This window comes from Streptomyces sp. NPDC048288 (assembly GCF_043201555.1).
Taxonomy (GTDB): domain Bacteria; phylum Actinomycetota; class Actinomycetes; order Streptomycetales; family Streptomycetaceae; genus Streptomyces.
The window spans coordinates 203,081-227,318 of record NZ_JBICZD010000014.1 but is presented as its reverse complement, the minus strand read 5'-3'; the positions used below and the strand labels follow the sequence as shown (position 1 = coordinate 227,318).

The window sequence follows — 24,238 nt, the reverse complement described above, 5'->3', positions numbered from 1 at the left end:
CGCGGGCCCGGGAGCCTGTTTCAATCGACACGTCGTCACATCACGCGGGGAGAGGAATCCATGCCACGTCCGCCGGGCCATGGACCGGGTTTCGAGGTCAGACGCCAGAAGATCATCGACATCGCGGCCTCGCTGTTCGCACAGCAGGGGTACGCGGCGACCTCCATCAACGACCTGGGTCGTGCGGTCGGGCTCGCCAAGGGAGCGCTGTACTACTACATCGGCTCCAAGGAGAACCTGCTGGTCGAGATCCAGTCCCGGGTGATGGGGCCGCTGCTCGCCCGCGCCCGCCAGATCGCGGACCTGGACGAGGAGCCCCTGCTGCGGCTGCGGCTCCTCTCGGAGTCGCTGCTGACGATCATCTTCCGGCGGCTCGACCACATCTGGGTCTACGAGCACGACTACCGCAGTCTCAGCGGCGACGAGCTCAAGACCCTGCTCGGGCAGCGCTCCGACTTCGAGGAGCTGATCTCCGGGCTGCTCTCGGAGGCCATGGTCCAGGGCGTCTTCCGGCAGACCTCGCCGCGCCTGGCCACCCTGCAGTTCCTGAACCTGCACAACCACACCTACCAGTGGGTGCGGCCGGAGGGGCAGTGGGACGCGCCGTTCCTGTCCCGGGAGTACTGCGCGACCCTGTTCCGCGGGTTCGGCGCGCCGGACCACGCCCTGCCGAGGGTCGAGGAGCAGGCGGAGGCGTTCAAGCGCGAGCGGCCCGGGCTTCCGCTCGACCCGGAGGCCGAGTGGGAGCAGGTGCCCGCCGCCGGCTGACGGACGACGGTCCCGCGGTGTACCGACGCACACCGCGGGAACCGGCTCACGCCTCGCTGACCAGCGCCCTGGCGATGACATTGCGCTGGATCTCGTTGGTGCCCTCGCCGATCTCCAGGATCTTGGCGTCGGCGTAGAAGCGGGAGATCTCCGACTCCCGGACATAGCCGTAGCCGCCGTGGATCTGGACGGCCTGGGAGGCGGACCGGTTGGCGACCTCGGAGGCGTAGAGCTTGGCCATGGCGGACGCGGTGCTGTGCGGGCGCCCCTGGTCGGCGAGCCAGGCGGCCCGGTAGACCAGGCAGCGGGCGGCCTCCAGTTCGGTGCCCATGTCGGCGATCTTGTGCCCGACGGCCTGGAAGTCCGACAGCGGACGGCCGAACTGGTGCCGTTCGGTGGCGTGCTTGACCGCCAGACCGAGCGCCGCCTTCGCCAGGGACAGGCCGAGCGCGGCGACGCTGATGCGGCCCTTGTCGAGGACGGAGAGGAACTGGCGCAGGCCGCCGCCCTCCTCGCCGATCAGGTGGTCGTCGGGGACGAAGCAGCCGTCGAAGACCAGTTCCCGGGTGTCCATGGCGTGCCAGCCGAGCTTCTTCAGCTTGTGGCCGACGGTGTAGCCGGGGGTGCCGGTCGGGACGTAGAAGGTCGCGTAGCGCTTGCGTCCCCCCTCCTCCCGGCCGGTGACGGCGAGGATGGTGACGCCCTGGCTGATGTCGGTGCCGGCGTTGGTGATGAACATCTTGGTGCCGTTGATCACCCAGCCGCCGTCCACCCGGCGGGCGGTGGTGGCGATGCCGGCCGCGTCGGAACCGGCCTCCGGCTCGGTCAGACCGAAGGCGCCGATGGCCTCGCCGGCCGCCAGCGGGGCCAGCCAGCGGTGCTTCTGCTCCTCGGTGCCGTAGGCGAGCAGCGGCAGCGTGGCGATGGTCGAGTGGGCGTTCCAGGAGGAGGCCACCGACTGGTCGGCGGCGCCGAGTTCCTCCATCACGGCGACGTAGGTGACCATGTCGGAGCCGGCGCCGCCGTACTCCTCGGGCACCAGCATGCCCATCAGGCCGAGTTCACCGAGCTTGGTGAAGACCTGGGTCGGGAACTCCTCGTTCTCCGACCACTGGGCCGCGTGCGGAGTGATCTCCTTGGCCGCGAACTCACGCACCATCTCCTTGAGAGCGAGAGTCTCCTCGGGCAGGTCGAAATCCATGTCGGTCATCCCTTCGGGGTCAGCAGAACCTTGAGGTGGCGGGCCCGGTCTGCGGCCAGGTCCGCGAAGACCCCGGCTCCCGCGGAGAGCGGGAAACGTCCGGTGACCAGCGCCGAGGCGTCCAGGCGCCCGGTGCTCATCAGGTCGATCACGCGGGGAATGTCGAAGTTGTAGCCGAGCGTGCCGAGCACGGAACGCTCGTAGAAGACGAGCTGCCCCATGTCGAACTCGACGCTGCCGTGGCCGACTCCGGCGAGCACGACCCGGCCGCCGCGCCGGACGGTGGCGACGGCCTGGGCGGCGAGCCGGGGCACGCCGGTCGCGTCGATGACGGCGTCCGGGCCGATCCGGCCGGTGCGCAGGAACACCTCGCGGCGCACGTCGGTCTCCGCCGGGTCGAAGGCCTCGGTGACGCCGAGGCCGAGCAGCATCTCGCGGCGCTCCTTGAGGGGTTCGCTCACGTAGAGACCGGCCGCGCCGGCGACGCGGGCCGCGAGGACGACCGCGACGCCGATCGGTCCGCCGCCGACGACCAGGACGTTGTCGCCGGGCCGCACACCGGCACGTGTCACCGCGTGCAGGCCGACGGCCAGCGGTTCGGCGACCGCCGCCATCTCGTCGGTGACGTTGTCGGGCAGCCGGGTCAGGCCGGCGATCGGTACGGTGACGCGGTCGGCGAAGCCGCCCGGTGAGGCGAGGCCGACGGAGCCGCTGCTGGGGCAGATGTGGTACTCGCCGCGCGCGCACCAGAAGCAGACGCCGCAGCGCCAGACGGGGTCGGCGGTGACGCGGTCGCCGACCGCGATGCCGGGCACGGCGGTGCCGAGCGCGACGACGGTGCCGCTCAGTTCGTGACCGAGGGCGAGGGGCGGCTCGGCACCGGTGAGGGGGTGCGGGCCGGTGCGGATCATGTGCGGGCCTTCGAGGAACTCGTGCAGGTCGGTGCCGCAGACTCCGCACCAGGAGACCTCCACGACCGCCTCGTGCGGGGCGGGCTCGGGAGGGTCGGGGACCTCTTCGAGGCGGAGGTCCTGTGCGCCGTGCCAGCGCAGTGCCTTCATGGGGGCACCCCTTTCGTGTCGTCGTGCGTCGTCGTTCGGCTGCGGCGCCGTGGTGGCTGGTCGCGCAGTTCCCCGCGCCCCTTTCAGGGGCGCTCCTGTGCCGTTTCTCCGAAGCGGGCCCGCCCCGGGCCGTGTTCCAAAAAGGACTGGATGCCGGTGTCGGCGTCGGTGGTGCCGAACACGCCCGTGAACAAGGCGCGTTCGAGGGCGAGGCCGGTGGTCAGGCTTGTGTCGGCGCCGTGGTCGACCGCCTCCTTGATCGCTTCCAGGGCCGCGGCCGGGCCCTCGGCGAGGCGGCGGGCGTAGGCGAGGGCGGTGTCGAGGACGCGTGCGGGCGGGACGACCTCGTCGACGAGGCCGAGGCGCAGGGCCTCGTCGGCGCCCACGCGGCGGCCGGTCATCAGCAGGTTCTTCGCGCGGGACGGGCCGACGAGGCGGGTGAGGCGCTGGGTGCCGCCGGAGCCCGGCATGATGCCGAGCTGGACCTCGGGCTGGCCGAGGAGCGCGTCGTCGGCCGCCACCCGGTAGTCGGCGGCGAGGGCCAGCTCCAGGCCGCCGCCGAGGGCGTAGCCGGTGAGGGCGGCGACGACCGGCATCGGCAGGCGTGCGACCTCGTCGAAGGTCCGCTGCAGGGCGCGGTTCCAGCCCCGGACCTCCTCGGGGCCCATCGCGGCCAGTGCCTTCACGTCCGCGCCGGCCGCGAACAGCCGCTCTCCGCCGTAGAGCACCACGGCCCGTACGCCGGGGGCGTCGGCGAGTTCGCGGACGCAGGCGGAGAGCTCCGCCCGCTGGGCGGAGTCGAAGGCGTTCATCGGCGGGTTGTCCAGGCGGACCGTGACGACCGGCCCGTCGAGGTCGAAGCGGATGCGTGGCACGGGCACCTCCTCGTCGGCTTCTCCGGCACATTCCGGCAGCTTCGGCAGCGGCAGGCGCCAGAGCGCTTGTCGAGGCCTTCATGCCGTCGTAAAGTGCGGAAACAAGTTTTATAGACCAAGGGGTACACTAAATCTTCGGTGCGGGCAACCGACCGGTCGGGATCCGGGTTGCCCTTGAGCCGGGGCGGCCGCGGTCGTCGTCGAACACCACACAGTGAGAGTGAGCCGTGCACAATTTCGCGAGCATCCTCGACTACCACCTGACCCAGCGGCCCGACGCCGTGGCGGTCGCGCAGGAGGACCAGGAACTGACGGTTCGTCTGTTGCACGAACGCGTCAACCAGTTGGCCGCCGGGCTGACCGAACTGGGCATCGGGCGCGGCGACGTCGTCGCCCTGCTCCTCTACAACCGGCCGGAGTTCCTGGAGCTGGTCTACGCGGCGAGCCGGATCGGCGCCGTGTTCCTGCCGCTCAACTACCGTCTCTCCGAGGAGGAGTGGCAGTACATCCTGGGTCACTCCCAGGCCAGGGCCGTCATCGCCGAGCCGGAGTTCGCCCCGGCGATGGAACGCAGCGCCGGCTGCCTGACCGATCTGGAGCACCGGATCCTGGTGGGCTCCGCGCCGACCGCGTCCTGGATCGACTACGAGGCGCTGCTCGCCGCCCACCGGGGCGCCCGGGTGGAGCCGGTGGACGTCGGGCCGGAGGACCTGCAGCGCCTGATGTACACCTCCGGCACCACCTCACGCCCCAAGGGCGTGCGCATCACCTACGGGAACCTGGCGGCGAAGAACCTCGCGCACATCGTCCACTTCGGTCTCACCGCGGCCGACACCACGCTGGTGTGCGGCCCGCTGTACCACGTCGGCGGCCTCGACATGCCGGGCCTCGCGACCCTCTACGCGGGCGGCGGCGTGGTGCTCCAGCGCAGGTTCGACCCGGTCGGCACGCTGCACGCGATCCAGAAGCACCGCGTCACCAACCTGTGGCTGGCGCCCGCCATGGTCAACGCGGTGCTGGAGGTCCCCGACCGCGACACCTACGACACCGCCTCGGTCCGCTTCATCCTGGGCGGCGGCGAGAAAACGCCGGAGCCGGTGCTGCGGCGCATCATGACCGCGTTCCCCAACGCCTGGTACGCCGACGCCTACGGCCTGACCGAGACCGTCTCCGGCGACACCTTCCTCGACCGCGAGCACGCCCTGACCAAACTGGGCTCGGTCGGCCGTCCCGTGCCGCACACCCGGGTCCGGATCGTCGACGACGAGGACAAGGAGGTGCCCGCGGGCGAGCTCGGCGAGATCACCCTGCGCGGGCCGAAGGTCTTCGCCGGGTACTGGCGCGACGAGAAGGCCACGGCCGCCGCGCTCAGGGACGGCTGGTTCCACACCGGCGACATCGGCCACCTCGACGAGGACGGCTTCCTCTACATCGACGACCGCAAGAAGGACATGATCGTCTCCGGCGGCGAGAACATCGCCACCCCCGAGGTGGAACGCGTCCTGTACGAGCACCCCGCCGTGCTGGAGGCGGCCGTGGTCGGGCTGACCCACCCCCGCTGGGGCGAGGTCCCGCGCGCCTTCGTGGTGCTGCGGCCGGGCACGCAGGCCAGCGCCGAGGAGCTACGGGAGTTCTGCCGGACCCGGCTGGCCAAGTTCAAGGTGCCCGCCCGCGTCGACTTCGTCGACGAACTGCCCCGCACCCCCTCGGGCAAGGTCCTCAAGCGGACCCTGCGCGACATCCCCACGGAGGGCTGAGCCATGGCCGACGTCAACACCGAACTGCGCCTGGACGGCAGGACGGCGTGGGTGACAGGGGCGGGGAAGGGCCTGGGCCGGGCGATCGCGGTCGCCCTCTCCCAGGCCGGCGCCACCGTCGCGGTGACCGCCCGCACCGCCCCGGACCTCGACCGGCTCGCGGCCGAACTCGCCGGTCACGGCGGCAAGACACTGGTAGTCCCCGGATCGATCGCCGACTCGGCCGCCGTGCGGGAGATGGCCGAGCGCATCACCGACGCGACGGGCCGGCTGGACACGCTCGTCAACTGCGCCGGGATCAGCCCGCACTTCACCCGCAGCGAGCGGGTCACCGACCAGGACTGGCAGCAGGTCCTCGACGTCAATCTCCAGGGCACGTTCTACTGCTGCCGGGAGGCCGGCAAGGCGATGCTGGCCCAGCGCTCGGGCTCGATCGTCAACGTCTCGTCCGTGCACGCCAGTACCGGCTTCGAGCGGATCGCCGCGTACGCCGCGAGCAAGGGCGGCGTCGAGGCGCTGACCCGGGCGCTCGCCGTGGAATGGGCCGATCGCGGGGTACGGGTCAACTCCCTCGCCCCGGGCTACTTCCACACCGACCTCAGCTCCGGGCTGCTGGACAGCCGCTGGGGCGAGCGGATCACGGCCGGCACCCCGCTGGGCCGCGTCGGCAGCGCCGACGAACTGGGCGGGGCCGCGGTGTTCCTCGCCTCCGAAGCCTCCCGCTTCGTCACGGGTACGACCCTCACGGTGGACGGCGGCTGGACGGCCTGGTGACCCGCCGCCTCCCCTTCCGCCCCCACAGCCGTCGGTCCGGGGGGACGGAAGGGGGGCGCCCCGCGGGCCGGTCCGGCCGTCGGGGACGGCCGGTTCCCGCTATCCCGCCAGCACGTCCTGGCGGTCCGGCAGCGGGGTGTCGGCGAGGTCCTCGGAGACGGCCCGGACCACGTTGACCACCAGCGGGGCCACCAGTTCGAGCGCGGTGCTGTCGTCACCGACCACCGATATCGCCGCGACCGGGCCCTCTGGCCCGCGCAGCGCGAGACCGACGCATCCGATGTGCGGGAAGCATTCGCCCCGTTCGATCGCCAGGCCGTTGCGGCGCCGGACCAGGCCGAGTTCGCGGTGCAGCTGGTCGAGACGGCCGATGCTCTGCGGGGTGCGGGGCTCCATCACCTGTGCGCACCGGGCCTCGACCTCCTCCGCGGGCAGCCAGGCGAGCAGGGCCTTGCCCAGCCCGGTGCAGTGCGCGACCGCCCGGCCGCCGACCTTCGAGGGGATGTCGAAGGCGGCCCGGCCGCCGACCTTGTCCAGGTAGTAGATCTCCGGTCCGTCGAGCACGGCCAGGTGGACGACCATCCTGGTCCGCACCGCCAGGTCCAGCAGGTGGGGCGCGGCGGCGGCACGCAGCGCGCTGTGGTCGATCTCCCGGCCGCCGAGGCCCAGGGCGCGGCTCCCCAGTGTGTATCCGGCCGCGGTGTGGCGCAGCCAGTCCAGGCGGACCAGCTGGTCGAGTATGCGGTGTGTCGTCGAGCGCGGCAGCTGGGTCCGACGGGAGATCGCCTCGAGCGTCAGCCGGGTCTGCGGCCGTTCGAAGAGATCCATGATCAGCGTCACGCGCTCCATCATCGACGGAGGCAGCGCGGGGCCGTCGGCCTCGGTGGTACGCGCGCTCAGGCGAAGGGCAGACGTCATCGTCGGTGCCTCTCTGCTCAAACTGAAATCAATTCTAGTTCGGCGCCGACGACAAAGTACCAACGGCTTCGACCGCAGAGATAGAGGCGTGCACCGATTTATTAGAGCGGTTGGTCTATTCTTCCCGTCACGTAAAAACGTACCGCTCCCGGAGGCCGTCCGGGAGCGGTACGAGCGGTCGGTGGGTCAGGCGCGGCTGGTGAGGTCCAGGGCGATGTCCACGATCATGTCCTCCTGGCCGCCGACGAGTCCCCGGCGGCCGACCTCCTCCAGGATGGTGCGGGCGTCCAGGCCGTACCGCTCCGCCGCGGTCTCGGCGTGCCGCAGGAAGCTGGAGTAGGCGCCGGCGTAGCCGAGGGTGAGGGTCTCCCGGTCGACACGGACCGGGCGGTCCTGCAGCGGTCGTACGAGATCCTCGGCGGCGTCCTGGAGGGCGTGCAGGTCGCAGTCGTGCTTCCAGCCGAGGAGGTTGGCGACGGCGACGAACGGCTCGATCGGGCAGTTGCCCGCACCCGCGCCCTGTCCGGCGAGGGACGCGTCGACCCGGGTCACCCCCTCCTCCACGGCGACCACGGAGTTGGCGACCGAGAGGGAGAGGTTCTCGTGCGCGTGGATGCCGATCTGGGTCTCCGGGGCGAGCACGTCACGGTAGGCGCGGATGCGGTCGCGGACGCCGTCCATGGTGAGCCGGCCGCCGGAGTCGGTGACGTAGACGCAGTGCGCGCCGTAGGACTCCATCAGCTTCGCCTGTTCGGCCAGCTTCTCGGCCGGGGCCATGTGGGCCATCATCAGGAACCCGGAGACGTCCATGCCGAGTTCGCGGGCGGTGGCGATGTGCTGGGCGGCGACGTCGGCCTCGGTGCAGTGGGTGGCGATGCGGATGGAGCGGATCCCCAGGGCGTAGGCGCGCTTGAGTTCGGCGATGGTGCCGATGCCGGGCAGCAGCAGGGAGGTGAGGACCGCGCGGTCGACGGCGTCGGCGGCGGCCTCGATCCACTCCCAGTCGGTGTTGCTGCCGGGCCCGTAGTTGAGGCTGCCGCCGGCCAGTCCGTCGCCGTGCGCGACCTCGATGGCGTCCACACCCGCCCGGTCCAGCGCGGCGGAGATCTTCGCGACGAACTCGGGGGTGATGCGGTGCCGGATGGCGTGCATGCCGTCCCGGAGGGTGACGTCCTGCACGTAGAGCCTGCGGGTCACTGGGCCACCTCGGAGGTCGGACGGAGGGCGACGCGCTCGGCGACCCGCAGGGCGGCCGAGGTCATGATGTCGAGATTGCCGGCGTAGGCGGGCAGGTAGTGGGCGGCGCCCTCGACTTCGAGGAAGACGGAGACCTTGGTGGTCGCCTCGCGGGCGTCGCCGGTGAAGAGGGTGTGCACCGGGTCGTCGGCGGCCACCGGGGTGAACTGGACCTGCTGCTTGAGCCGGTAGCCGGGCACGTACTCGGCGACCGCGGCCACCATCTCCGCCACGGAGGCGCGGACCGCGTCGTGGTCGGCGTCGCCGATCAGGCAGTACACGGTGTCCCGCATGATCAGCGGCGGTTCGGCCGGGTTGAGCACGATGATCGCCTTGCCGCGCCGGGCGCCGCCCACCTTCTCGATCGCCCCGGCGGTGGTCTCGGTGAACTCGTCGATGTTGGCGCGGGTGCCGGGGCCGGCCGACCGGGAGGCGATCGAGGCGACGATCTCCGCGTAGGGCACGGGGGTGACGCGGCTGACGGCGTGCACGATCGGGATGGTGGCCTGGCCGCCGCAGGTGACCATGTTGAGGTTGCCGGCCTCGCCCGCGAGGTGCTCGTCCAGGTTGACCGTCGGCACCACGTACGGCCCGAGGGCCGCCGGGGTGAGGTCCACCAGGCGCTTGCCGTAGGGGGCGAGCTTCTTGGCGTTCTCGATGTGGGCCTTGGCCGACGTGGCGTCGAAGACGATCCCGATGTCGTCGAAGCCGTCCATCCGGATCAGGCCGTCCACGCCCTCGTGGGTGACGGGCACCTTCAGGCGGGCGGCGCGGGCGAGGCCGTCCGACTCCGGGTCGATGCCCACCAGGGCGGCCATCTCCAGGGTGTCGGACAGGCGCAGTATCTTGATCATCAGATCGGTGCCGATGTTGCCGGAGCCGATTACGGCCACCTTGGTCTTCGTCATCCTTCTTGGTCCTTGGGTGAGAAGGTCGCGGTCACCGTGCCGAGGCCGCCGGTCATCTCGGCCCGTACGGTGCTGCCTGGCGGGGTGGGGACGAGCGGGCCGAGGGCGCCGGAGAGCACGACCTGCCCGGCGCGCAGCGGGTCGCCGAACTCGCGGGCGGTGCGCGCCAGCCACAGCAGCGCGGCGAGCGGATCGCCCAGGCAGGCGGTGCCGTCGCCCTCGGAGGCGAGCTTCCCGTCGGCGTACAGCCGCATGGTCACGTCCCGCGGCTCGAACTCGTCGAGGCCGACGGTCTGTCGCCCGAGCACGAACAGGCCGCTGGAGGCGTTGTCGGCGACCGTGTCCGTGATCGCGATGTCCCAGCCGGCCACCCGGCTGTCCACGATCTCCAGCGCGGCCACCGCGTGCCCGACCGCCGAGCGGACCCGCGCCAGGTCGAGGTCGTCGGTGTCCAGGTCGGCGGCGAGCACGAACGCGATCTCCGCCTCGGCCCTGGGCTGGAGCAGCCGGCCGCTGGGCACGGCCGGCAGGGCGGTGACGTCCATGTCGTCCAGCAGCACGCCGAAGTCGGGCCGGTCGACGCCCACCTGACGCTGCACCGACGGGGAGGTCAGCCCGATCTTGCGGCCGACCACGCGGGCTCCGGCGGCGATCCGGTCGCCGACCAGGCGCCGCTGGACGGCGTACGCGAGGCCGATGTCGGCCGGGCCGAGCAGATCCCGTACCGGCGCGCAGGGGCTGTGGTCGCGCGCCGCCCGGGCGAGGCGCGCGGCCGCCTCGGCCACGGCTGTCTCGCGGTCCGCGACCGCCGTCGGTTCCCACACGTCTGTCATCGCCGTCCTCACCTCGTTCCGGCCTTCAGCCTCCGCCGACGTGCGGGGGAGCCGCCGGGGACTTTCCGCTCACCGGGACTGGCGGGCGGCCCACCGGGACCCGTGCCGCCGTCCGGAAGGTCCAGGCCGGCGGCCCGGGCGGGCGGCGGTCTCGCTGAGCGAGATGGCGCGGGAATGACCTTGCGCTGTCTCATTACCGTCGTCTGCGGGGCTGCCGGGCGGCGATGGCGGCATGCCCCGGCCCGCGGGGGCCGTGGGACGCCCCGGCCGGCCGGTCGCCGTCGCGGGCCCGTCGTCGTAGCCGCTGTCCGGGAGCCCGGGTTCCCGGGTCCGCCCCGGCCGCCCCGCACAGCGCGGTCCCTCTCCCCCCACCCACAGGTTCGGCACCCATCAGGAGGTTCGGATGAGCATCAACGAAGATGCCTACGACGTGATCGTCGTAGGGTCGGGCGGAGGTCTGGTCGGGGCGTACGTGGCGGCCTCGCGCGGCCTGCGCACCCTGGTCGTCGAGAAGTCCGCCCTGGTGGGCGGCACGATGGCGTACTCCGGCGCCGGGCTGTGGTTCCCGGGTTCCGCGCCGCTCACGCGCGCCGGGCTCGGCGACGACGTCGAGGCGGCCCGCACGTACCTGCGGAAGGTGATCGGCGACCCCTCCCGCGAGACGCTCCAGGACGCCTACCTGGAGGCCGGGGTGAAGCTGATCGACGAGCTGGAGCGGAGCGCCTGGTTCCCGCCGTTCGTCCACGGGCCGGTCCCGGACTACTTCGTCACCGCCGAAGGTGCCTCGCCCACCGGGCACACGGTCTTCCCGATGCCGCTGGAGATCGCCGAACTCAAGGAGAACGCCCGGATCCTGCGCCGCTCGCTGCCCACCGAGCGGTGGGACTTCGACGAGGGCCCGCTGGTCTCCGGCGGCCGGGCACTGGCCGGCCGGGCGCTCGGCGCGTTCCTGGAGACCGGCAACGGCACGGTCAGGCTGAACACCCGGCTGGAGAGCCTGATCGTCGAGGACGGCCGGATCGTCGGCATCGAGGCGACCAGCGAGGGCGAGCCGGTCCGGTTCCGGGCCACACGCGGTGTGATCCTGGTGGCCGGCGGCTTCGACCACGACCGCGAGCTGCGCGAGAAGCACCAGGCGCCGCTGACCGGCGACTGGTCCAACGGCGTGCCGACCAACACGGGCGACGCCCTGCGGGCCGGCCTCGCCGTGGGCGCGGACGTCGACCTGCTCGACGAGGCCTGGTTCGTGGCCGGCCTCATCCAGCCGGACGGCCGGCCCGTCTTCCACACCGGCACCCGGGGCGGCATCTGGGTCAACGCCGCCGGCGAGCGCTTCGTCAACGAGACCCGGCCCTACGACCAGGTCGGGCACGAGATCATGCGCCTGCACAACTCCTCGGACGTCAGCCACATACCGGCCCACTGGATCTTCGACCAGCGTCAGCTGGACCGTGACAGCTTCGGCGGTCCGCCCGACGAGCCGCTGCGCCCGGAGTGGCTGGAGTCGGGCGCGCTGCGCAAGGCCGACACCCTGGAGGATCTGGCGCGGCTCATCGGCGTCCCGTTCGACAACCTGCGGCGGACCGTCGAGGAGTTCAACGGCTATGCGCGCACCGGCGTCGACGAGAGCTTCCGCCGCGGCGAGTCGGTGTGGGACCAGATGTTCCACCACATCGTGCCGTTCGCGGCCGACCCCCGGCAGAACTTCCCGGCGAAGCCGGAGACCGAGTTCCCGAACCCGCTGCTGACGCCGATCGCCGAGGCCCCGTTCTACGTGGCGACGATCGTGCCCTCCGACATCGGCACCAAGGGCGGCCTGCGGACGGACCGGGAGGCCCGCGTGCTGCGGCCGGACGGGCAGCCGATCCCCGGCCTGTACGCGAGCGGCAACACCGCGGCCGCGATGTCCGGGCGGGTCTACCCGGGTGCCGGAACCCCGATCGGGTCCAGCATCGCCTTCGCCTACCGCGCCGTCCTGGACATCGTCGGGACGGACGACTGACCCCCGAGAACGTGACAGTGCCCGGGACACCCTCGGTGTCCCGGGCATCTTCGGTGTCCCGCGCGCCTTCGGTGTCCCGGGCGTCTTCGGATGCTCAGCCGGTGACGATCAGCCGTGCGGCCAGGCGCAGATCGGCGGCTCCTTGCTCGGGGGAGATCTCCTCGGTCAGGACCGCGACGAACAGGCCCCACCAGCCGTAGACCAGCAGCCGCGTCCTGCTGCGGCAGGTGGCCGCGTCCGCGCCGCCGCGCCGCGCGAGCAGCCGCAGCAGCCGCTGCCCCAGCGCCCGTTCGACGATGTCGATCCGGGCCGGGACGCCGGTGGCGTACTCGGTGAACGAGGACACCGCGACCGCCGAGGCCAGCAGGCGGCTGCCCAGCAGCTTCCCGGTGAGCGCGACCAGGATGTCGGCCACCTCGGTCGCGGGGTCCGTCGTACGGGCGGTCACCGGTTCGCGGTCTCGGTCTCGGTCGCCGAGGAACTGCTCGATGTGCCATTCGAGGACCGACAGGAACAGGTAGGGCTTGGACGGGAAGTAGCGGTACAGCGTGGCGATCGCGACGCCGGCCTCCTTGGCCACGTCGTGCATCTGGACGCTCGCCAGCCCCTCGCGGGCGCCGAGTTCGGAGGCGGCGCGCAGGATCCTGACCTGCCGTGCCGCCTGCCGGGTCGACGTCGGCGCGGCGGCGGGCCGTGCTTCCACGGGTCTCGCCACGTCCGCGTCCTCCCTGTCGTCGAGTGCTCGCGCCGAGGGCACTCAGCCGGCCTCCGGGCGGGTCAGGAAGGCCAGCACCGCGCTCTCCCAGGCCTCCTTCTGCTCGATCATCGCCCAGTGCCCGCAGTCGGGGAGCACATGCAGTTCGGCCTTGGGGATGGTGCGCATCGGCAGCAGCGCGCTCTCCAGCGGGGTGACCCGGTCGTCACGGCCCCAGGTCAGCAGGGTGGGCGCGGTCACCTTGTGGAGCATGGCCCAGATCGGCTGGTCGGACTGCGACTGCGCGGCCTGCATCGCGGCCATCGCCTGGCGGCCGTAGATCCGGCGGGACGCCTCCAGGGTCTCCGGTTCGGTGGCGCTCGCCCAGCGCTCCTCGATCAGCTCGTCGGTGAGCAGGGCCGGGTCGTGGACCATGGACCGCAGCCACTGGACGAGGTTGTCGCGGGTGGGGTTCTCGGCGAACTCCACCAGCAGGTTGAGCCCTTCGCTGGGGCCCGGGGAGAGGAGGTTGCGCCCCACCCCGCCGATGGTCACGACCCGGCGGAACAGATCCTTGTGGGCCACCGCGAGGCCCACGGCGACGAACCCGCCCATGGAGTTGCCGATGACGTCGACGCGGTCGAGGCCGAGCCCCTCCAGGAAGCGCAGGACGGCCTTGGGGGCGGCCGCCATCGGGTTCTCGGGGGTCGGGTCGCTCACGCCGAAGCCGGGGAACTCCAGGGCCAGGCAGCGGAAGTGCCGGGCGAACAGGGGCAGGTTGCCACGGTAGTTGCGCCAGCCGGTCACGCCGGGGCCGGAGCCGTGCAGCATCAGCAGGGGCGGCCCGTCGCCGGCCTCGTGGTAGCGCAGGACGCCGTCGTCGGTGGTCAGTTCGCGCAGGGTGTCCTCGTAGCTGAGTGTCATGACGGTCACCGTGGCACCGGCGCCGCGGCCGTCGCCGTACGCCTCCCGATCAGTGGGACGGTCCCGGCGGCGGGGCCGCGGGGCCTCCTACCGTCGCGGGTGTACCGAACACCGGGGGCCCGACGGGCCGCCCCGGACCTGACCAAATGTGAGGGGAGGGCCTGATGGGTGTTCACTCCCTCGGGTACCTGCGTCTGGAGTCCAACGACCTCGACAAGTGGAAGGCCTTCGGCGCCGACTTCCTCGGTCTGATGCCGTCCGGGGATGCCGACTCCGAGTCGCTGTCCTTCCGGATGGACGACCATCCGGCCCGGATCGTGGTCTCTCCCGGCGCCCAGCCCGGGATGACCGCGCTCGGCCTTGAGGTCCTGGACGAGCGGGAGCTGGCCAGGCTGGTCGCGGCCGTCGAGAAGGCCGGCATCAAGGTGACCGCCGGCACCGAGGCCGAGGCGGCGGAACGCAGGGTCACCGGCTTCGTCAAGTTCAACGACCCGGGCGGCAACCCGGTCGAGCTGTTCTACGGCGCGATCCTCGACCACGTGCCGGTGCAGACCCCGCTGGTGTCGAAGTTCGTCACCGGCGACATGGGCTTCGGCCACGTGATCGTCTCCGCGGAGGACGCGCGGACCACGTTCGACTTCTACGTCGGCGTCCTCGGCTTCATCGAGCGGAACACCATGCGCTCGCCGGGCGGCACCACCTGGTTCATGGGCTGCAACGCGCGCCATCACACGCTCGGCGTGACGCCGATGCCGGGCCCGGGCCGGCTGCTGCACTTCATGGTGGAGGCGGCGACCCTGGACGACGTCGGCCGTGCCCTGGACCGGGCCGGCAAGTACGAGGTGCCGATGATGCACTCGCTCGGCAAGCACACCAACGACCACATGGTGTCGTTCTACGTCTGGTCCCCGGAGAACTACGCCGTCGAGTTCGGCTGGAACGGCCTCAAGGTGCCCGAGCCCGTCCCGGTGTACGAGATCACGGACGGCGCGTTCTGGGGCCACCACTTCACGCCGCCGCCGCAGCCGGCCGGCTGAACGGGCGGGTACGGGGGGAGCCCCACGGTCCTCGGACCGTGGGGCTCCGCCGTATCGGTCGGCGCCGTGTCAGCCGACGGTGATGGCCCGCTCCGGGCAGGCCGTCGCCCCGTCACGGGCGTCCTGTTCCAGGCCCTCCGGGACGTCCGCGTCGAGCGGCAGCGCATAGCCGTCGTCGTCGAGGCGGAAGAGCCGCGGTGCCGCGGCCGCGCACCGCGCGTGGCCCGAGCACGACGACGTGTCGATGGTGACCTTCATGCAACCCACTCCGTTCTACGGCTTGTTGGTCGATCCCGCGTCGACGGTGAACTGCAGCCCGGTGACGTACCGCGACTCGTCCGAGGCGAGGAAGAGGACGGCGTTGGAGACGTCCCGGGGCTCGACGTACGGGGCCAGGGGGTTCATCGCGGCGAGCGCGAACAGCGGCTCGCGGGCGGCGAGTTCCTCGATCGGCACGCCGACGGTGATGCCGGTGTCGCTGACTCCGGTGGGGTGGACGGTGTTCACCCGGATGCGGTGCGGGGCGAGTTCGTTGGACAGGGCCTTCATCAGGCCCACCACGCCGTGCTTGCTCGCCACGTAGTGGGCGTACGGCACATGGCCGCGGATGCCGGCCGCCGAGCTGGTGATGACGATCGAGCCGCCCTCCCCCTGCTCGATCATCCAGGGGACCGCGGCGCGCACCGTGTTCCAGGGGCCCTTGAGGTTGACGTCGACGGTGACGTCCCACACCTCCTCGGACAGCTCCCAGGCGGCCCCTATGCTCATCACCCCGGCGTTGGCGACGACGGTGTCGAGCCGCCCGAACTCCTCGCGCGTCGCCTCGACCGCGGCCCGCATCTCGGCGACCGAGCGGACGTCGGCCTGGACCGGGACGCACCGCCGGCCGGTCTCCCTGACCAGCTTGGCGGTCTCCTCCAGTTCGTCCCTCGTCGCCAGCGCGTAGGGCAGTTCCGCACTGATGTCGTGGCAGACGTCGATGACGACGACGTCCGCGCCCTCCTCGGCCAGCCGCACGGCGTGCGAACGGCCCTGCCCGCGCGCCCCTCCGGTGATGAGCGCGACCTTGCCCTCCATGCGCCCCATGGCCACCTCAGTCCCCCTTCGGCTGGTCGATCAGGTCCTCGGCGGCCTCGCGCAGGGCACGCAGCCGGGTCCGCAGGAGTTCGCGTTCGGCCTCGTCGGACGGGCCCAGTGCGGTGAGGCGGGCGTCCGTCTGCGCGATCTCGGCGAGGAGCCGGCCGTGCGCCTCCTCGCGGGTGAGCAGGTCCAGGTCGGTCCAGTCGGACCGCTCGGACTCGGGGACCCGGCTCATGCGGGGAGGTTGTAGAGGCGGCGGGTGTTGAGCTCCACGATCTTGTGCACCTCTTCGTCGGGTACGTCGGCGAGGACCTCGGCCGCGTAGGCGCGGGACCTGGGCCAGTAGGAGTCGGAGTGCGGGTAGTCGCACTCCCAGGTGATCTTGTCGATGCCGACGTGGTGGCGTACCTCGACGCCGAACCGGTCGTCGATGAAGCAGCCGTGGAAGTGCTTGTGGAACAGCTCCGAGGGCCGCACGCTCTGGTTGACGTTCTGGTAGAAGCGGTGCCGCTCCCAGGTGCCGTCGGCGCGCTCCAGGAGGTAGGGGATCCAGCCGATGCCGCCCTCGGACAGACCGATCTTCAGCTTGGGGTGCTTGTGCAGCACCGAGGAGAAGAGCAGGTCGGCGGTGGCGAACATGGCGTTGCAGCCGAACAGGGTGATCGTCACCGCGAAGGGGGCCTCCTCGGCGGTCTTCGGGGGCTTGCCCGAGGTGCCGAAGTGCAGGCAGACGGGCAGGTCGGTCTCCTCGGCCGCCGAGAACATGGGGTCCCAGTAGTCGGTGTGGAAGGAGGGCAGGCCGCGCGGGGCGGGGTTCTCCGGGAAGGAGATCGCCTTCGCGCCCTTGGCCGCGGTGCGGTGGATCTCGGCGACGCACGCGTCGACGTCCCACATCGGCATGATGACCAGCGGGATGAGCCGGCCCGGCGCGGTGGCGCACCACTCGTCGAGGACGAAGTCGTTCCACGCCTGGACGCAGAGCAGGGCGAGGTCGCGGTCCTGGCCGTCCAGGAAGACATGGCCGGAGAACCCGGGGAAGGACGGGAAGCACAGGGCGCCCCAGACGCCGTCCAGGTCCATGTCGCGGATCCGGGCCTTGGGGTCGTAGCAGCCCGGGATCATCTCGTCGTAGCGGGTGGGTTCGAGGCCGAACTCCTCGGGCTGCTTGCCGGCGACGGCGTTGAGGCCGATGTAGGGGTAGATCCGGTTCTCGTAGACCCAGACCTCGGCGGGTGCCTGTCCTTCGCCGCGCGGCTGCTCCACGATGCGCGGCCCGGCCTCCCGGTACCGGGCCGGCAGCCGGTCGGACCACAGGTGTGGGGGTTCGATCAGGTGGTCGTCGGTCGACAGCAACTTCATCCATGGCTGCAACGGCATCGTGTGCTCCCTCGGTCTCGGGGACTCTCTAGCACCGGGCACATTGTGTGTACTGAACATGTCCCACTGGACGGGAATGATCGACCAACTCCCGCTTGAATCGGAGACGATCAGGGATCGCCCGGCTTCCCGCGCCACTATTCAGGCTACTCTTTTATTCGACGGAAGGAGACCCCCATGGGTCGAGTGCAGGACAAGGTCGTCTTCATCACCGGGGCCGCGCGCGGGCAGGGCCGGGCCCACGCGGTCCGGCTCGCCGCGGAGGGCGCCGACATCGTCGCCGTGGACCTGTGCGCGGACATCGCGACCAACGGCTACCCGCTGGCCACCGAGGCGGACCTGGACGAGACGGTGCGGGAGGTGGAGAAGCTCGGCCGGCGGATCGTCGCCCGCAAGGCGGACGTCCGGGATCCGGCCGCGCTGAAGGCGGCGGTCGCCGAGGGGGTGGCCGAGCTGGGGCGCCTGGACGCCGTGGTCGCCCAGGCCGGGATCGCCCCGCTGGGGCCGCGGCAGACCGCGCAGGCCTTCCTGGACGCCGTCACCGTCGACTTCAACGGGGTGGTGCACGCCGTCGAAGCGGCGCTGCCGCATCTGCCCGACGGCGCCTCGATCGTCGCGACCGGGTCCATCGCGGCGCTGACCCCGGCGACCGTCGACAACCCGGCCAACGGGCCCGGCGGGCTGGGCTACTCCTTCGCCAAGCGCCAGGTGGCCGCGTTCGTGCACGACCTGGCGACGGTCCTGCTGGCCCGCCGGATCCGGGTCAACGCGGTGCACCCCACGAACGTCAACACCGACATGCTCAACAGCGACCTGATGTACCGGTCGTTCCGGCCCGACCTGGAGAACCCGACCCGCGAGGACGCGCTGTCCTCCTTCCCCGCGACGACGGGTTTCGGCATCCCCTACGTCGAGGCGGAGAACGTCTCCGACATGGTGCTGTTCCTGGTGTCGGAGGAGTCGAAGTACGTCACCGGCATGCAGATGCGGGTGGACGCCGGCGGCTACGTCAGGCGCCGCCCGCAGCTGCCGGCGTTCTGAGGGTCATGCCGTCAGGTCGATGACCACCTTGCCCGTGGTGCGCCGCTGTGCCACGTCGGTCAGGGCCGACGCCACCTCCGCGAGGGGGTGCACCCGGGAGACGAGCGGGCGCATGCCCTCCCGGACCAGCTCGGCCAGCGCCCGGTCCCCCGCGGCCACCGCGTCCGGGGCGTACCGGCGCAGCATCCGGATCTCGAAGCCCCGGACGACCGCGTCCTTGAGCAGCACCAGGTTGAGCGGGATCCGCGGGATCTTCCCGTCGGCGTAGCCGACGGTGACGAACCGGCCGCCCCGGCGCAGCGCGCGCAGGGCGGCCTCCGCGTGGTCGCCGCCCACCGGGTCGACGACCAGGTGGGCGCCCTCGCCGCCGGTCAGTTCGCGGACGCGGGTCTTCAGGTCCTCGCGGACGTAGTCGACGCCGCCCTCGGCGCCCAGCTTCCGGGCGACCGTGAGCCGCTCCTGGCTGGAGGCGGCCGCGACGACGCGCAGGCCGAGCCGGGTGGCGACGTCGACGGCCGCGGAGCCGACCCCGCCCGCGGCCCCCAGCACCACCGCCCACTCCCCCGCCGTGCCCTGTCCGACGGTGGTCAGGGCGTGGTAGGCGGTCGCGTAGGTGACGTGGAACGCGGCGGCGTGCACCATGTCGAGGCCCTCGGGGACGGGCCGCAGCCCGGCCACCGGCACCACGACCCGCTCGGCGAAGGCGCCCGTGAGCACCGCCCCGGCCACCGGCGTGCCCACCGCCGGGCCGGACACCCCCGGGCCGAGCGCGGCGACGACCCCGGCGAACTCGCTGCCCGGGGTGAACGGCAGCGGTGCGGGCACCTGGTAGCGGTTCGCCACCAGCAGCACGTCCGGGTAGTTGACCGCCGCCGCGTGCACCCGGACCAGGACCTCCCCGGGCCCGGGTGCCGGGTCGTCCAGTTCGACGACGGTCAGGCCGTCCGGCGGTCCGTAGTTCGTGCAGCGGGCGGCTCTCATCGTGTTCTCCCGGTGGCCGGCATCGCCGGGTCCCGGGGCAGTCCCAGGACCTGTTCGGCGATGGTGTTGCGCTGGATCTCGGCGGTGCCCGCGCCGATCGTGGAGGCCCGGGTGCGCAGGAAGCCCCACACCCAGCGGCCGCGCTGGACGGCGTGCGGGTCGCGGCGGCCCAGGATCCCGTACGGGCCCAGCAACTCCAGCGCGAACTCGTGCAGTTCCTGCTCGAAGGTCACGATGAACAGCCGGGAGGTCGAGGAGGCCGGGCCCGGCTCGCCCTTCGCCATGATGTCGGCGATGGTCCGCATCCCGGTGAGCCGCATGACCGTCACCCGGATCTCGAAGTCCGCGAGCCGGTCGCGGACCAACGGGTCGGCGGTGGCACCGCGTTCGTGCGCCAGCTCGATCAGCTCGTCGAGCACGCGCCGGTACCGGGCCGCCTGGTTCATCGCCCCGGCGGCCCGTTCGTGGCCGAGGCTGGTGCGGACCAGCGGCCAGCCGCCGTTCTCCGCGCCGACCCGGTTCGCCACCGGGACCCGGACGTCGTCGAAGAAGATCTCGCAGAAGTGCGCGTCGCCGGTGAGGTCCCGCAGCGGGCGTACGGTCACGCCGGGGGCGTGGGCGTCGATCAGGAGGTAACTGATGCCGTCCTGGCGGGAGTCGGGCGGCCCGGTGCGGACGAGGGTGAAGAGGATGTCGGCGATGTCGGCCGAACTGTTCCACACCTTCTGGCCGTTGACGACGTACACGGCGGCCGGGTCGTCGGGGCCGCCGCCCTCCCGGCGGGCCGTGGTGCGCAGGGCGGGGAGGTCCGAGCCCGCCTCCGGTTCGGAGTACCCCTGCGCCCACACCGAGTCGCCGCGCAGCATGGGGCGCAGGAAGCGGTCCTTCTGCTCGGGTGTGGCGTACCTGATGAGGGTGGGCGCGGCGATGCCGAGTCCGGTGCCCAGGGGGCCGGGGACCCGGGCGCGCGCGTACTCCTCCTGGTAGACGACCTGACGGGTGAAGGACAGGTCCATGCCGCCGTACGCCCGCGGCCAGCTCGGGCCCGCGTATCCGCCGTCGTACAGGGTGGCCAGCCACTTCTTCTGCCAGGCGAGGCGTTCGGCGGGGTCCTTGGGACCGCGCCCGGGGTGGTGCTCCGTCAGGAAGGCGCGCAGGCGGGTGCGGAACTCCTCCTCGGTGCCCGGGGCGGTCATCGCGGGGCCATGCGGATCGCGCCGTCGAGGCGGACGGTCTGTCCGTTGAGGTAGGGGTTCTCCAGCATCTCGACGGCCAGGCGGGCGAAGTCGTCGGGGTCGCCGAGGCGTTTGGGGTGCGGAACGGAGGCGGCGAGGCCGTCGCGGATGTCCTCGCGGAGGCGGCCGAGCATGGGGGTGTCCATGATGCCGGGGGCGATGGTGTTCACCCGGATCCCCCAGCTGGCCAGGTCACGGGCGGCGACCAGGGTCATGCCGTGCACGCCGGCCTTGGCGGCGGTGTAGGAGGTCTGGCCGATCTGGCCGTCGAACGCGGCGACCGAGGCGGTCAGGACGACGGCCCCGCGGTCGCCGTCCACGGCCTCGTTGCCGGAGAGGCGGGCGGCGGCCAGGCGCAGCACGTTGTAGGTGCCGATCAGGTTGACGCGTATGACCTCGGCGAAGGTGGCGAGTTCGCCGGGGGTGCGCTCGCGGTCGATGATCCGGGTGCGGTCGCCGCCGCGTCCGGCGCAGTGCACGACGAAGCGCAGCGGGCCTATTTCCTGCGCGGCGTCGAGGGCCGCGTTCACCGCGTCCTCGTCGGTGACGTCGGTGCGGACGAAGCGGGCGGCCTCGCCGAGTTCGGCGACCGCCTTGGCGCCCTGTTCCTCGGAGATGTCGGCCAGCACGACCCGGCCGCCGCGGTCGGTGATCCGGCGCGCGGTGGCCAGTCCGAGGCCGGAGGCACCGCCGGTGACCAGCGCTGTCGAACCGTCGATGTTCACTTCTGTCTCCTCACAGGCCAAGGGACTTGCTGATGATGGTCTTCAGGACCTCGCTGGTCCCGCCGTAGATGCGGGTCACCCGGGCGTCGGCGTACAGCCGGGCGATCGGGGATTCGAGGATGTAGCCGTAGCCGCCGTGCAGTTGCAGGCAGCGGTCGACCACCCGGCCCTGGGTCTCGGTGCAGAACAGCTTGGTCTTGGCCGCGTCGGCCGGGCTCAGCTCACCGTCGACGAGCGCGGTGATCGCGGCGTCCAGCAAGGTCTGGGCGGCCTCCGCCTCGGTGGCCATGGCCGCGAGTTCGAACTTGGTGTTCTGGAAGGAGGACAGCGCCTTGCCGAATATCTCGCGGTCGCGGACGTAGGAGACGGTCAGGTCGATCGCGGCGCGGGTCTGGGCGACGGCGCCGACCGCGATGGCCAGGCGTTCCTGGGCCAGGTTGCGGCCGAGGTGGGTGAAGGCGGCGCCCTCCTCGCCGAGCAGGTTGGCGGCGGGGACCCGGACGGCGTCGAAGGCCAGCTCCACCGTGTCCTGGACGGTGAGGCCGATCTTCTCCAGCTTGCGGCCCACGGTGAAGCCGGGCATGCCCTTCTCCACGACGAGCAGGGACAGTCCGGCGCGCCGGTCGGCGGGGTCGGCGCCGGTGCGGGCCACGACGATCACCAGGTCGGCGTGGTGGCCGCCGGTGATGAAGGTCTTGGCGCCGTCGAGCACCCAGTGGTCGCCGTCGCGGACCGCCCGCGTCGTGACGCCGGCCAGGTCGGAGCCGGTGCCCGGTTCGCTCATCGCGATCGCGGTGTACAGCTCGCCCGAGGCGAGGCCCGGCAGCCAGCGGGCGCGCTGTCCGGCGTCGGCGAGACCCGTGAAGTACGGGACGACGACGTCGAGATGGGTGCGCAGGCCGCCGAGGGTGACGCCCGCGCGGGCGCACTCCTCCTGGATGACGACGTTGAAGCGGTAGTCCTCCTGGCCCCCGCCGCCGTACTCCTCGGGGACCGCCGTGCCGAGGATGCCCAGCTTGCCCATCGAGGTGAAGAGGTCCCGGGGGACGAGACCGGCGCGCCGCCAGTCCTCGTACACCGGCAGCACCTCGCGGGCGATGAAGTCCCGGACCAGCAGACGGAAGTCCTGGTGGTCCTGTTCGAACAGGGTCCGGCGCATCGGATCTCCTTCGACTCTCGACCCTATTCAGTATACGCAATTAGAGACCGCGAGCGCAGCAGAAAGCCCCGTACAGCGAGGAGCCGTACGGGGCCGGGGAATCAGTGGCAGTAAATCAGTGCCACCAGGGGATGAGGGCGTCCAGGTGGCGGCGCATCCGGTGCCGGGCCACCCCGGCGTCGCCCTGCACGATGGCGTCGAGGATGCGCTGGTGGACGTGCTGGACCTCCTCGGCCGCCGTGTCGCCGGGCAGCGGCCGGTCGTGTCCGGAGGCGTGCCGGCGGAACAGCTCGGTGATGATGGCGAGGAACAGCGACAGCACGGGATTGTCGGCCAGGGCCGCCAGTTCGGAGTGGAACAGGTCGGCCTTGCGGGGGTCGTCGGCCGGGCCCTCGGTGGGCCGGCGCACGGCCCTGCCCAGGCGCTCGGCGATCTCCCGGTCGCCCGCGGCGTGCCGGGCGGTCACCCTGGCGACGATGCCGAGTTCGACGGCGTTGCGGACGATCCGCAGGTCGTCGGCGGTGACGCCCTGGTATTCGAGGAAGAGGGCCATCGTGTCGATGCTGGCCTGCGGTTCGGGTTCGGTGACGACCAGGCCGCCGCCGGGGCCGCGCCGCATCCGGGCGACCGAGTGGTACTCCAGGAGCCGTACGGCCTCGCGCAGGACGGCCCGGCTGATCTCGTAGCGGGCCAGCAGGTCGGCCTCCGAGCCGAGGACCATGCCGACCTGCCAGCCGCGGGCGGCGATGTCGTCGTGGATCCGGGAGGCCACCACCTCGGCCAGCTTGGCGCGCGGGCCCTCGACCAGCTCGGGCTCGACCACGTTCCCCGAGATCCGCGCGCCCCGGCGCACCCGGTGCTTCTCGATCCAGGCGGCCACCGACTCCAGATGGGCCGTCAGCTCGGTCTGCGCGCGGGCCCCGTCGTCGGCGACGACGGCGTCCACGACGGCCCGGTGCTCGCGGTGTGAGGTCTCCTTCGCCGCGTGCATCTCCGCTTTGGAGATACGGCGCGAGGTGTGGGCGTAGCGGGCGGTGAGCCGGGTGAGGACGTCGATGAACAGGTGCAGCACCGGATTGCCCGACAGCTGGCCGAGCACCGGGTGCAGGGGGTCCTGCGAGTGCACCGAGGGGTCGTCCCAGTGGTCGCGTTCGGAGTCGAGGGTGGCGCGGAGCTTCGCGATGCCCTCCTCGGTGACGCGGTCGGCGGCGAGGCCGGCGGCGATCGGTTCGAGCAGCTGGCGGGCCCGGAGCAGGTCGGTGACGCTGGTGCCGACGTATTCGAGGTAGATCACCATGGCCCGGGTCGCGGGTCCCGCGTCGGGGGCGCAGACGATCAGGCCGCCGCCGGGGCCGCGCCGCATCCGGGCGACCTGGTGGTGCTCGACCAGCCGCACCGCCTCGCGCAGCACCGCCCGGCTGACTCCGAGCCGTTCCCGCAGGTCCACCTCGGAGCCCAGCGACTCGCCGACGGGCCAGCCCCGGCGGATCACGGTCGCCTCGATGCGCCGGGCGGTCTGCGCGGCGAGCTTGCCGACCGGGATGTCGGTCTCGCCGTCGGCGGGCTCGCGGTCGACGGCAGTCGCCATGGGCCAACTCCTCTGCGGAAACATTGCGGATCCCCAGTCTATTCAGGACCGGGTCCAGGAGCCT

General features: G+C 72.0%; 24 protein-coding genes. 6 read left to right on the top strand and 18 right to left on the bottom strand.

The genetic code is table 11. From position 1 onward, the window contains the following. Nucleotides 1-60: 60 nt before the first annotated feature. Nucleotides 61-768 (top strand): TetR/AcrR family transcriptional regulator, encoded by a 708-nt coding sequence (locus ACGFZS_RS40295; protein ID WP_393799305.1) that lies wholly within the window; start codon nt 61-63, stop codon nt 766-768. A gap of 46 nt (nt 769-814) precedes the next feature. On the opposite strand, the gene ACGFZS_RS40290 is transcribed toward ACGFZS_RS40295, so the two are convergent. The 3 genes from ACGFZS_RS40290 to ACGFZS_RS40280 all read right to left on the bottom strand — a co-directional run bounded on the left by ACGFZS_RS40290 (nt 815) and on the right by ACGFZS_RS40280 (nt 3,905). Next, nucleotides 815-1,978 carry an acyl-CoA dehydrogenase family protein gene (locus ACGFZS_RS40290; protein WP_365695242.1) on the bottom strand — a complete coding sequence of 388 codons (1,164 nt, stop codon included), beginning with the start codon at nt 1,976-1,978 and terminating at the stop codon, nt 815-817. Beyond that, the gene (locus ACGFZS_RS40285; RefSeq protein WP_393799304.1) at nt 1,975-3,030 is read right to left on the bottom strand and encodes an alcohol dehydrogenase catalytic domain-containing protein; all 1,056 of its coding nucleotides are present in this window, start codon (nt 3,028-3,030) and stop codon (nt 1,975-1,977) included. Before ACGFZS_RS40285 ends, ACGFZS_RS40290 begins: the two co-directional genes overlap by 4 nt. An 83-nt stretch (nt 3,031-3,113) precedes the next feature. Beyond that, nucleotides 3,114-3,905, bottom strand: coding sequence for an enoyl-CoA hydratase/isomerase family protein (locus ACGFZS_RS40280; RefSeq protein ID WP_393799303.1), 792 nt, complete (start codon nt 3,903-3,905; stop codon nt 3,114-3,116). Nucleotides 3,906-4,132: 227 nt separating this feature from the next. Between ACGFZS_RS40280 and ACGFZS_RS40275 the strand changes: the two genes are divergently transcribed. Together ACGFZS_RS40275 and ACGFZS_RS40270 are read left to right on the top strand one after the other, a co-directional pair. Next, entirely contained in the window at nt 4,133-5,662 is a 1,530-nt protein-coding gene (locus tag ACGFZS_RS40275) for a long-chain fatty acid--CoA ligase (RefSeq protein WP_393799302.1), read from the top strand. Nucleotides 5,663-5,665: 3 nt separating this feature from the next. Next, entirely contained in the window at nt 5,666-6,436 is a 771-nt protein-coding gene (locus ACGFZS_RS40270; protein ID WP_393799301.1) for an SDR family NAD(P)-dependent oxidoreductase, read from the top strand. Nucleotides 6,437-6,535: 99 nt separating this feature from the next. Here the strand turns inward: ACGFZS_RS40270 and ACGFZS_RS40265 are convergent, their stop codons facing one another. The 4 genes from ACGFZS_RS40265 to ACGFZS_RS40250 form a co-directional block, all read right to left on the bottom strand. Beyond that, nucleotides 6,536-7,354, bottom strand: a complete 819-nt coding sequence (locus ACGFZS_RS40265) for an IclR family transcriptional regulator (RefSeq protein WP_393799300.1) — start codon at nt 7,352-7,354, stop codon at nt 6,536-6,538. 186 nt (nt 7,355-7,540) lie between these two features. After that, nucleotides 7,541-8,551: a 4-hydroxy-2-oxovalerate aldolase gene (gene dmpG, locus ACGFZS_RS40260; RefSeq protein WP_359221780.1), complete on the bottom strand. Its 1,011-nt coding sequence runs from the start codon at nt 8,549-8,551 to the stop codon at nt 7,541-7,543. Beyond that, entirely contained in the window at nt 8,548-9,498 is a 951-nt protein-coding gene (locus tag ACGFZS_RS40255; protein WP_393799299.1) for an acetaldehyde dehydrogenase (acetylating), read from the bottom strand. The genes dmpG and ACGFZS_RS40255 overlap by 4 nt, the downstream gene beginning before the upstream one ends. Continuing rightward, nucleotides 9,495-10,331 (bottom strand): 2-keto-4-pentenoate hydratase, encoded by an 837-nt coding sequence (locus tag ACGFZS_RS40250; RefSeq protein ID WP_393799298.1) that lies wholly within the window; start codon nt 10,329-10,331, stop codon nt 9,495-9,497. Before ACGFZS_RS40250 ends, ACGFZS_RS40255 begins: the two co-directional genes overlap by 4 nt. A gap of 403 nt (nt 10,332-10,734) precedes the next feature. Here ACGFZS_RS40250 and ACGFZS_RS40245 point away from each other — a divergent pair, with 403 nt between their 5' ends. Continuing rightward, entirely contained in the window at nt 10,735-12,333 is a 1,599-nt protein-coding gene (locus tag ACGFZS_RS40245; protein WP_393799297.1) for an FAD-binding protein, read from the top strand. A 94-nt stretch (nt 12,334-12,427) separates the two neighbouring features. Here the strand turns inward: ACGFZS_RS40245 and ACGFZS_RS40240 are convergent, their stop codons facing one another. Continuing rightward, nucleotides 12,428-13,048 carry a TetR/AcrR family transcriptional regulator gene (locus ACGFZS_RS40240; RefSeq protein WP_393799296.1) on the bottom strand — a complete coding sequence of 207 codons (621 nt, stop codon included), beginning with the start codon at nt 13,046-13,048 and terminating at the stop codon, nt 12,428-12,430. Nucleotides 13,049-13,090: 42 nt separating this feature from the next. Then, on the bottom strand, nt 13,091-13,951 hold the full coding sequence (locus tag ACGFZS_RS40235; RefSeq protein WP_365695250.1) for an alpha/beta fold hydrolase: 861 nt from the start codon (nt 13,949-13,951) through the stop codon (nt 13,091-13,093). Nucleotides 13,952-14,115: 164 nt separating this feature from the next. Here ACGFZS_RS40235 and ACGFZS_RS40230 point away from each other — a divergent pair, with 164 nt between their 5' ends. Next, complete coding sequence (locus ACGFZS_RS40230) at nt 14,116-14,988, top strand: VOC family protein (RefSeq protein WP_393799295.1); 873 nt, start codon at nt 14,116-14,118, stop codon at nt 14,986-14,988. Nucleotides 14,989-15,057: 69 nt separating this feature from the next. Here the strand turns inward: ACGFZS_RS40230 and ACGFZS_RS40225 are convergent, their stop codons facing one another. Genes ACGFZS_RS40225 through ACGFZS_RS40210 form a run of 4 tightly spaced genes read right to left on the bottom strand, consistent with a single transcriptional unit; the run spans nt 15,058 to nt 17,445 of the window. Continuing rightward, nucleotides 15,058-15,246: a ferredoxin gene (locus ACGFZS_RS40225; protein WP_393799294.1), complete on the bottom strand. Its 189-nt coding sequence runs from the start codon at nt 15,244-15,246 to the stop codon at nt 15,058-15,060. Between the two features lie 15 nt (nt 15,247-15,261). Further along, complete coding sequence (locus ACGFZS_RS40220) at nt 15,262-16,074, bottom strand: mycofactocin-coupled SDR family oxidoreductase (protein WP_393799293.1); 813 nt, start codon at nt 16,072-16,074, stop codon at nt 15,262-15,264. 7 nt (nt 16,075-16,081) lie between these two features. Next, complete coding sequence (locus ACGFZS_RS40215) at nt 16,082-16,303, bottom strand: hypothetical protein (protein ID WP_393799292.1); 222 nt, start codon at nt 16,301-16,303, stop codon at nt 16,082-16,084. Further along, nucleotides 16,300-17,445 (bottom strand): amidohydrolase family protein, encoded by a 1,146-nt coding sequence (locus tag ACGFZS_RS40210; protein WP_393799291.1) that lies wholly within the window; start codon nt 17,443-17,445, stop codon nt 16,300-16,302. Before ACGFZS_RS40210 ends, ACGFZS_RS40215 begins: the two co-directional genes overlap by 4 nt. Before the next feature lie 177 nt (nt 17,446-17,622). Here ACGFZS_RS40210 and ACGFZS_RS40205 point away from each other — a divergent pair, with 177 nt between their 5' ends. Continuing rightward, nucleotides 17,623-18,486, top strand: a complete 864-nt coding sequence (locus ACGFZS_RS40205) for a mycofactocin-coupled SDR family oxidoreductase (RefSeq protein ID WP_365695256.1) — start codon at nt 17,623-17,625, stop codon at nt 18,484-18,486. A 3-nt stretch (nt 18,487-18,489) separates the two neighbouring features. Here ACGFZS_RS40205 and ACGFZS_RS40200 read toward each other — a convergent pair whose 3' ends face one another. The 5 genes from ACGFZS_RS40200 to ACGFZS_RS40180 form a co-directional block, all read right to left on the bottom strand. Then, complete coding sequence (locus tag ACGFZS_RS40200; RefSeq protein WP_393799290.1) at nt 18,490-19,467, bottom strand: NADPH:quinone oxidoreductase family protein; 978 nt, start codon at nt 19,465-19,467, stop codon at nt 18,490-18,492. Continuing rightward, on the bottom strand, nt 19,464-20,663 hold the full coding sequence (locus ACGFZS_RS40195; RefSeq protein WP_393799289.1) for an acyl-CoA dehydrogenase family protein: 1,200 nt from the start codon (nt 20,661-20,663) through the stop codon (nt 19,464-19,466). Before ACGFZS_RS40195 ends, ACGFZS_RS40200 begins: the two co-directional genes overlap by 4 nt. Next, nucleotides 20,660-21,427: an SDR family NAD(P)-dependent oxidoreductase gene (locus ACGFZS_RS40190; protein WP_393799288.1), complete on the bottom strand. Its 768-nt coding sequence runs from the start codon at nt 21,425-21,427 to the stop codon at nt 20,660-20,662. The genes ACGFZS_RS40195 and ACGFZS_RS40190 overlap by 4 nt, the downstream gene beginning before the upstream one ends. Nucleotides 21,428-21,437: 10 nt before the next feature. After that, nucleotides 21,438-22,586, bottom strand: a complete 1,149-nt coding sequence (locus ACGFZS_RS40185; protein WP_393799287.1) for an acyl-CoA dehydrogenase family protein — start codon at nt 22,584-22,586, stop codon at nt 21,438-21,440. A 115-nt stretch (nt 22,587-22,701) separates the two neighbouring features. Next, nucleotides 22,702-24,174: a FadR/GntR family transcriptional regulator gene (locus ACGFZS_RS40180; protein ID WP_393799286.1), complete on the bottom strand. Its 1,473-nt coding sequence runs from the start codon at nt 24,172-24,174 to the stop codon at nt 22,702-22,704. Nucleotides 24,175-24,238 lie beyond the last annotated feature (64 nt).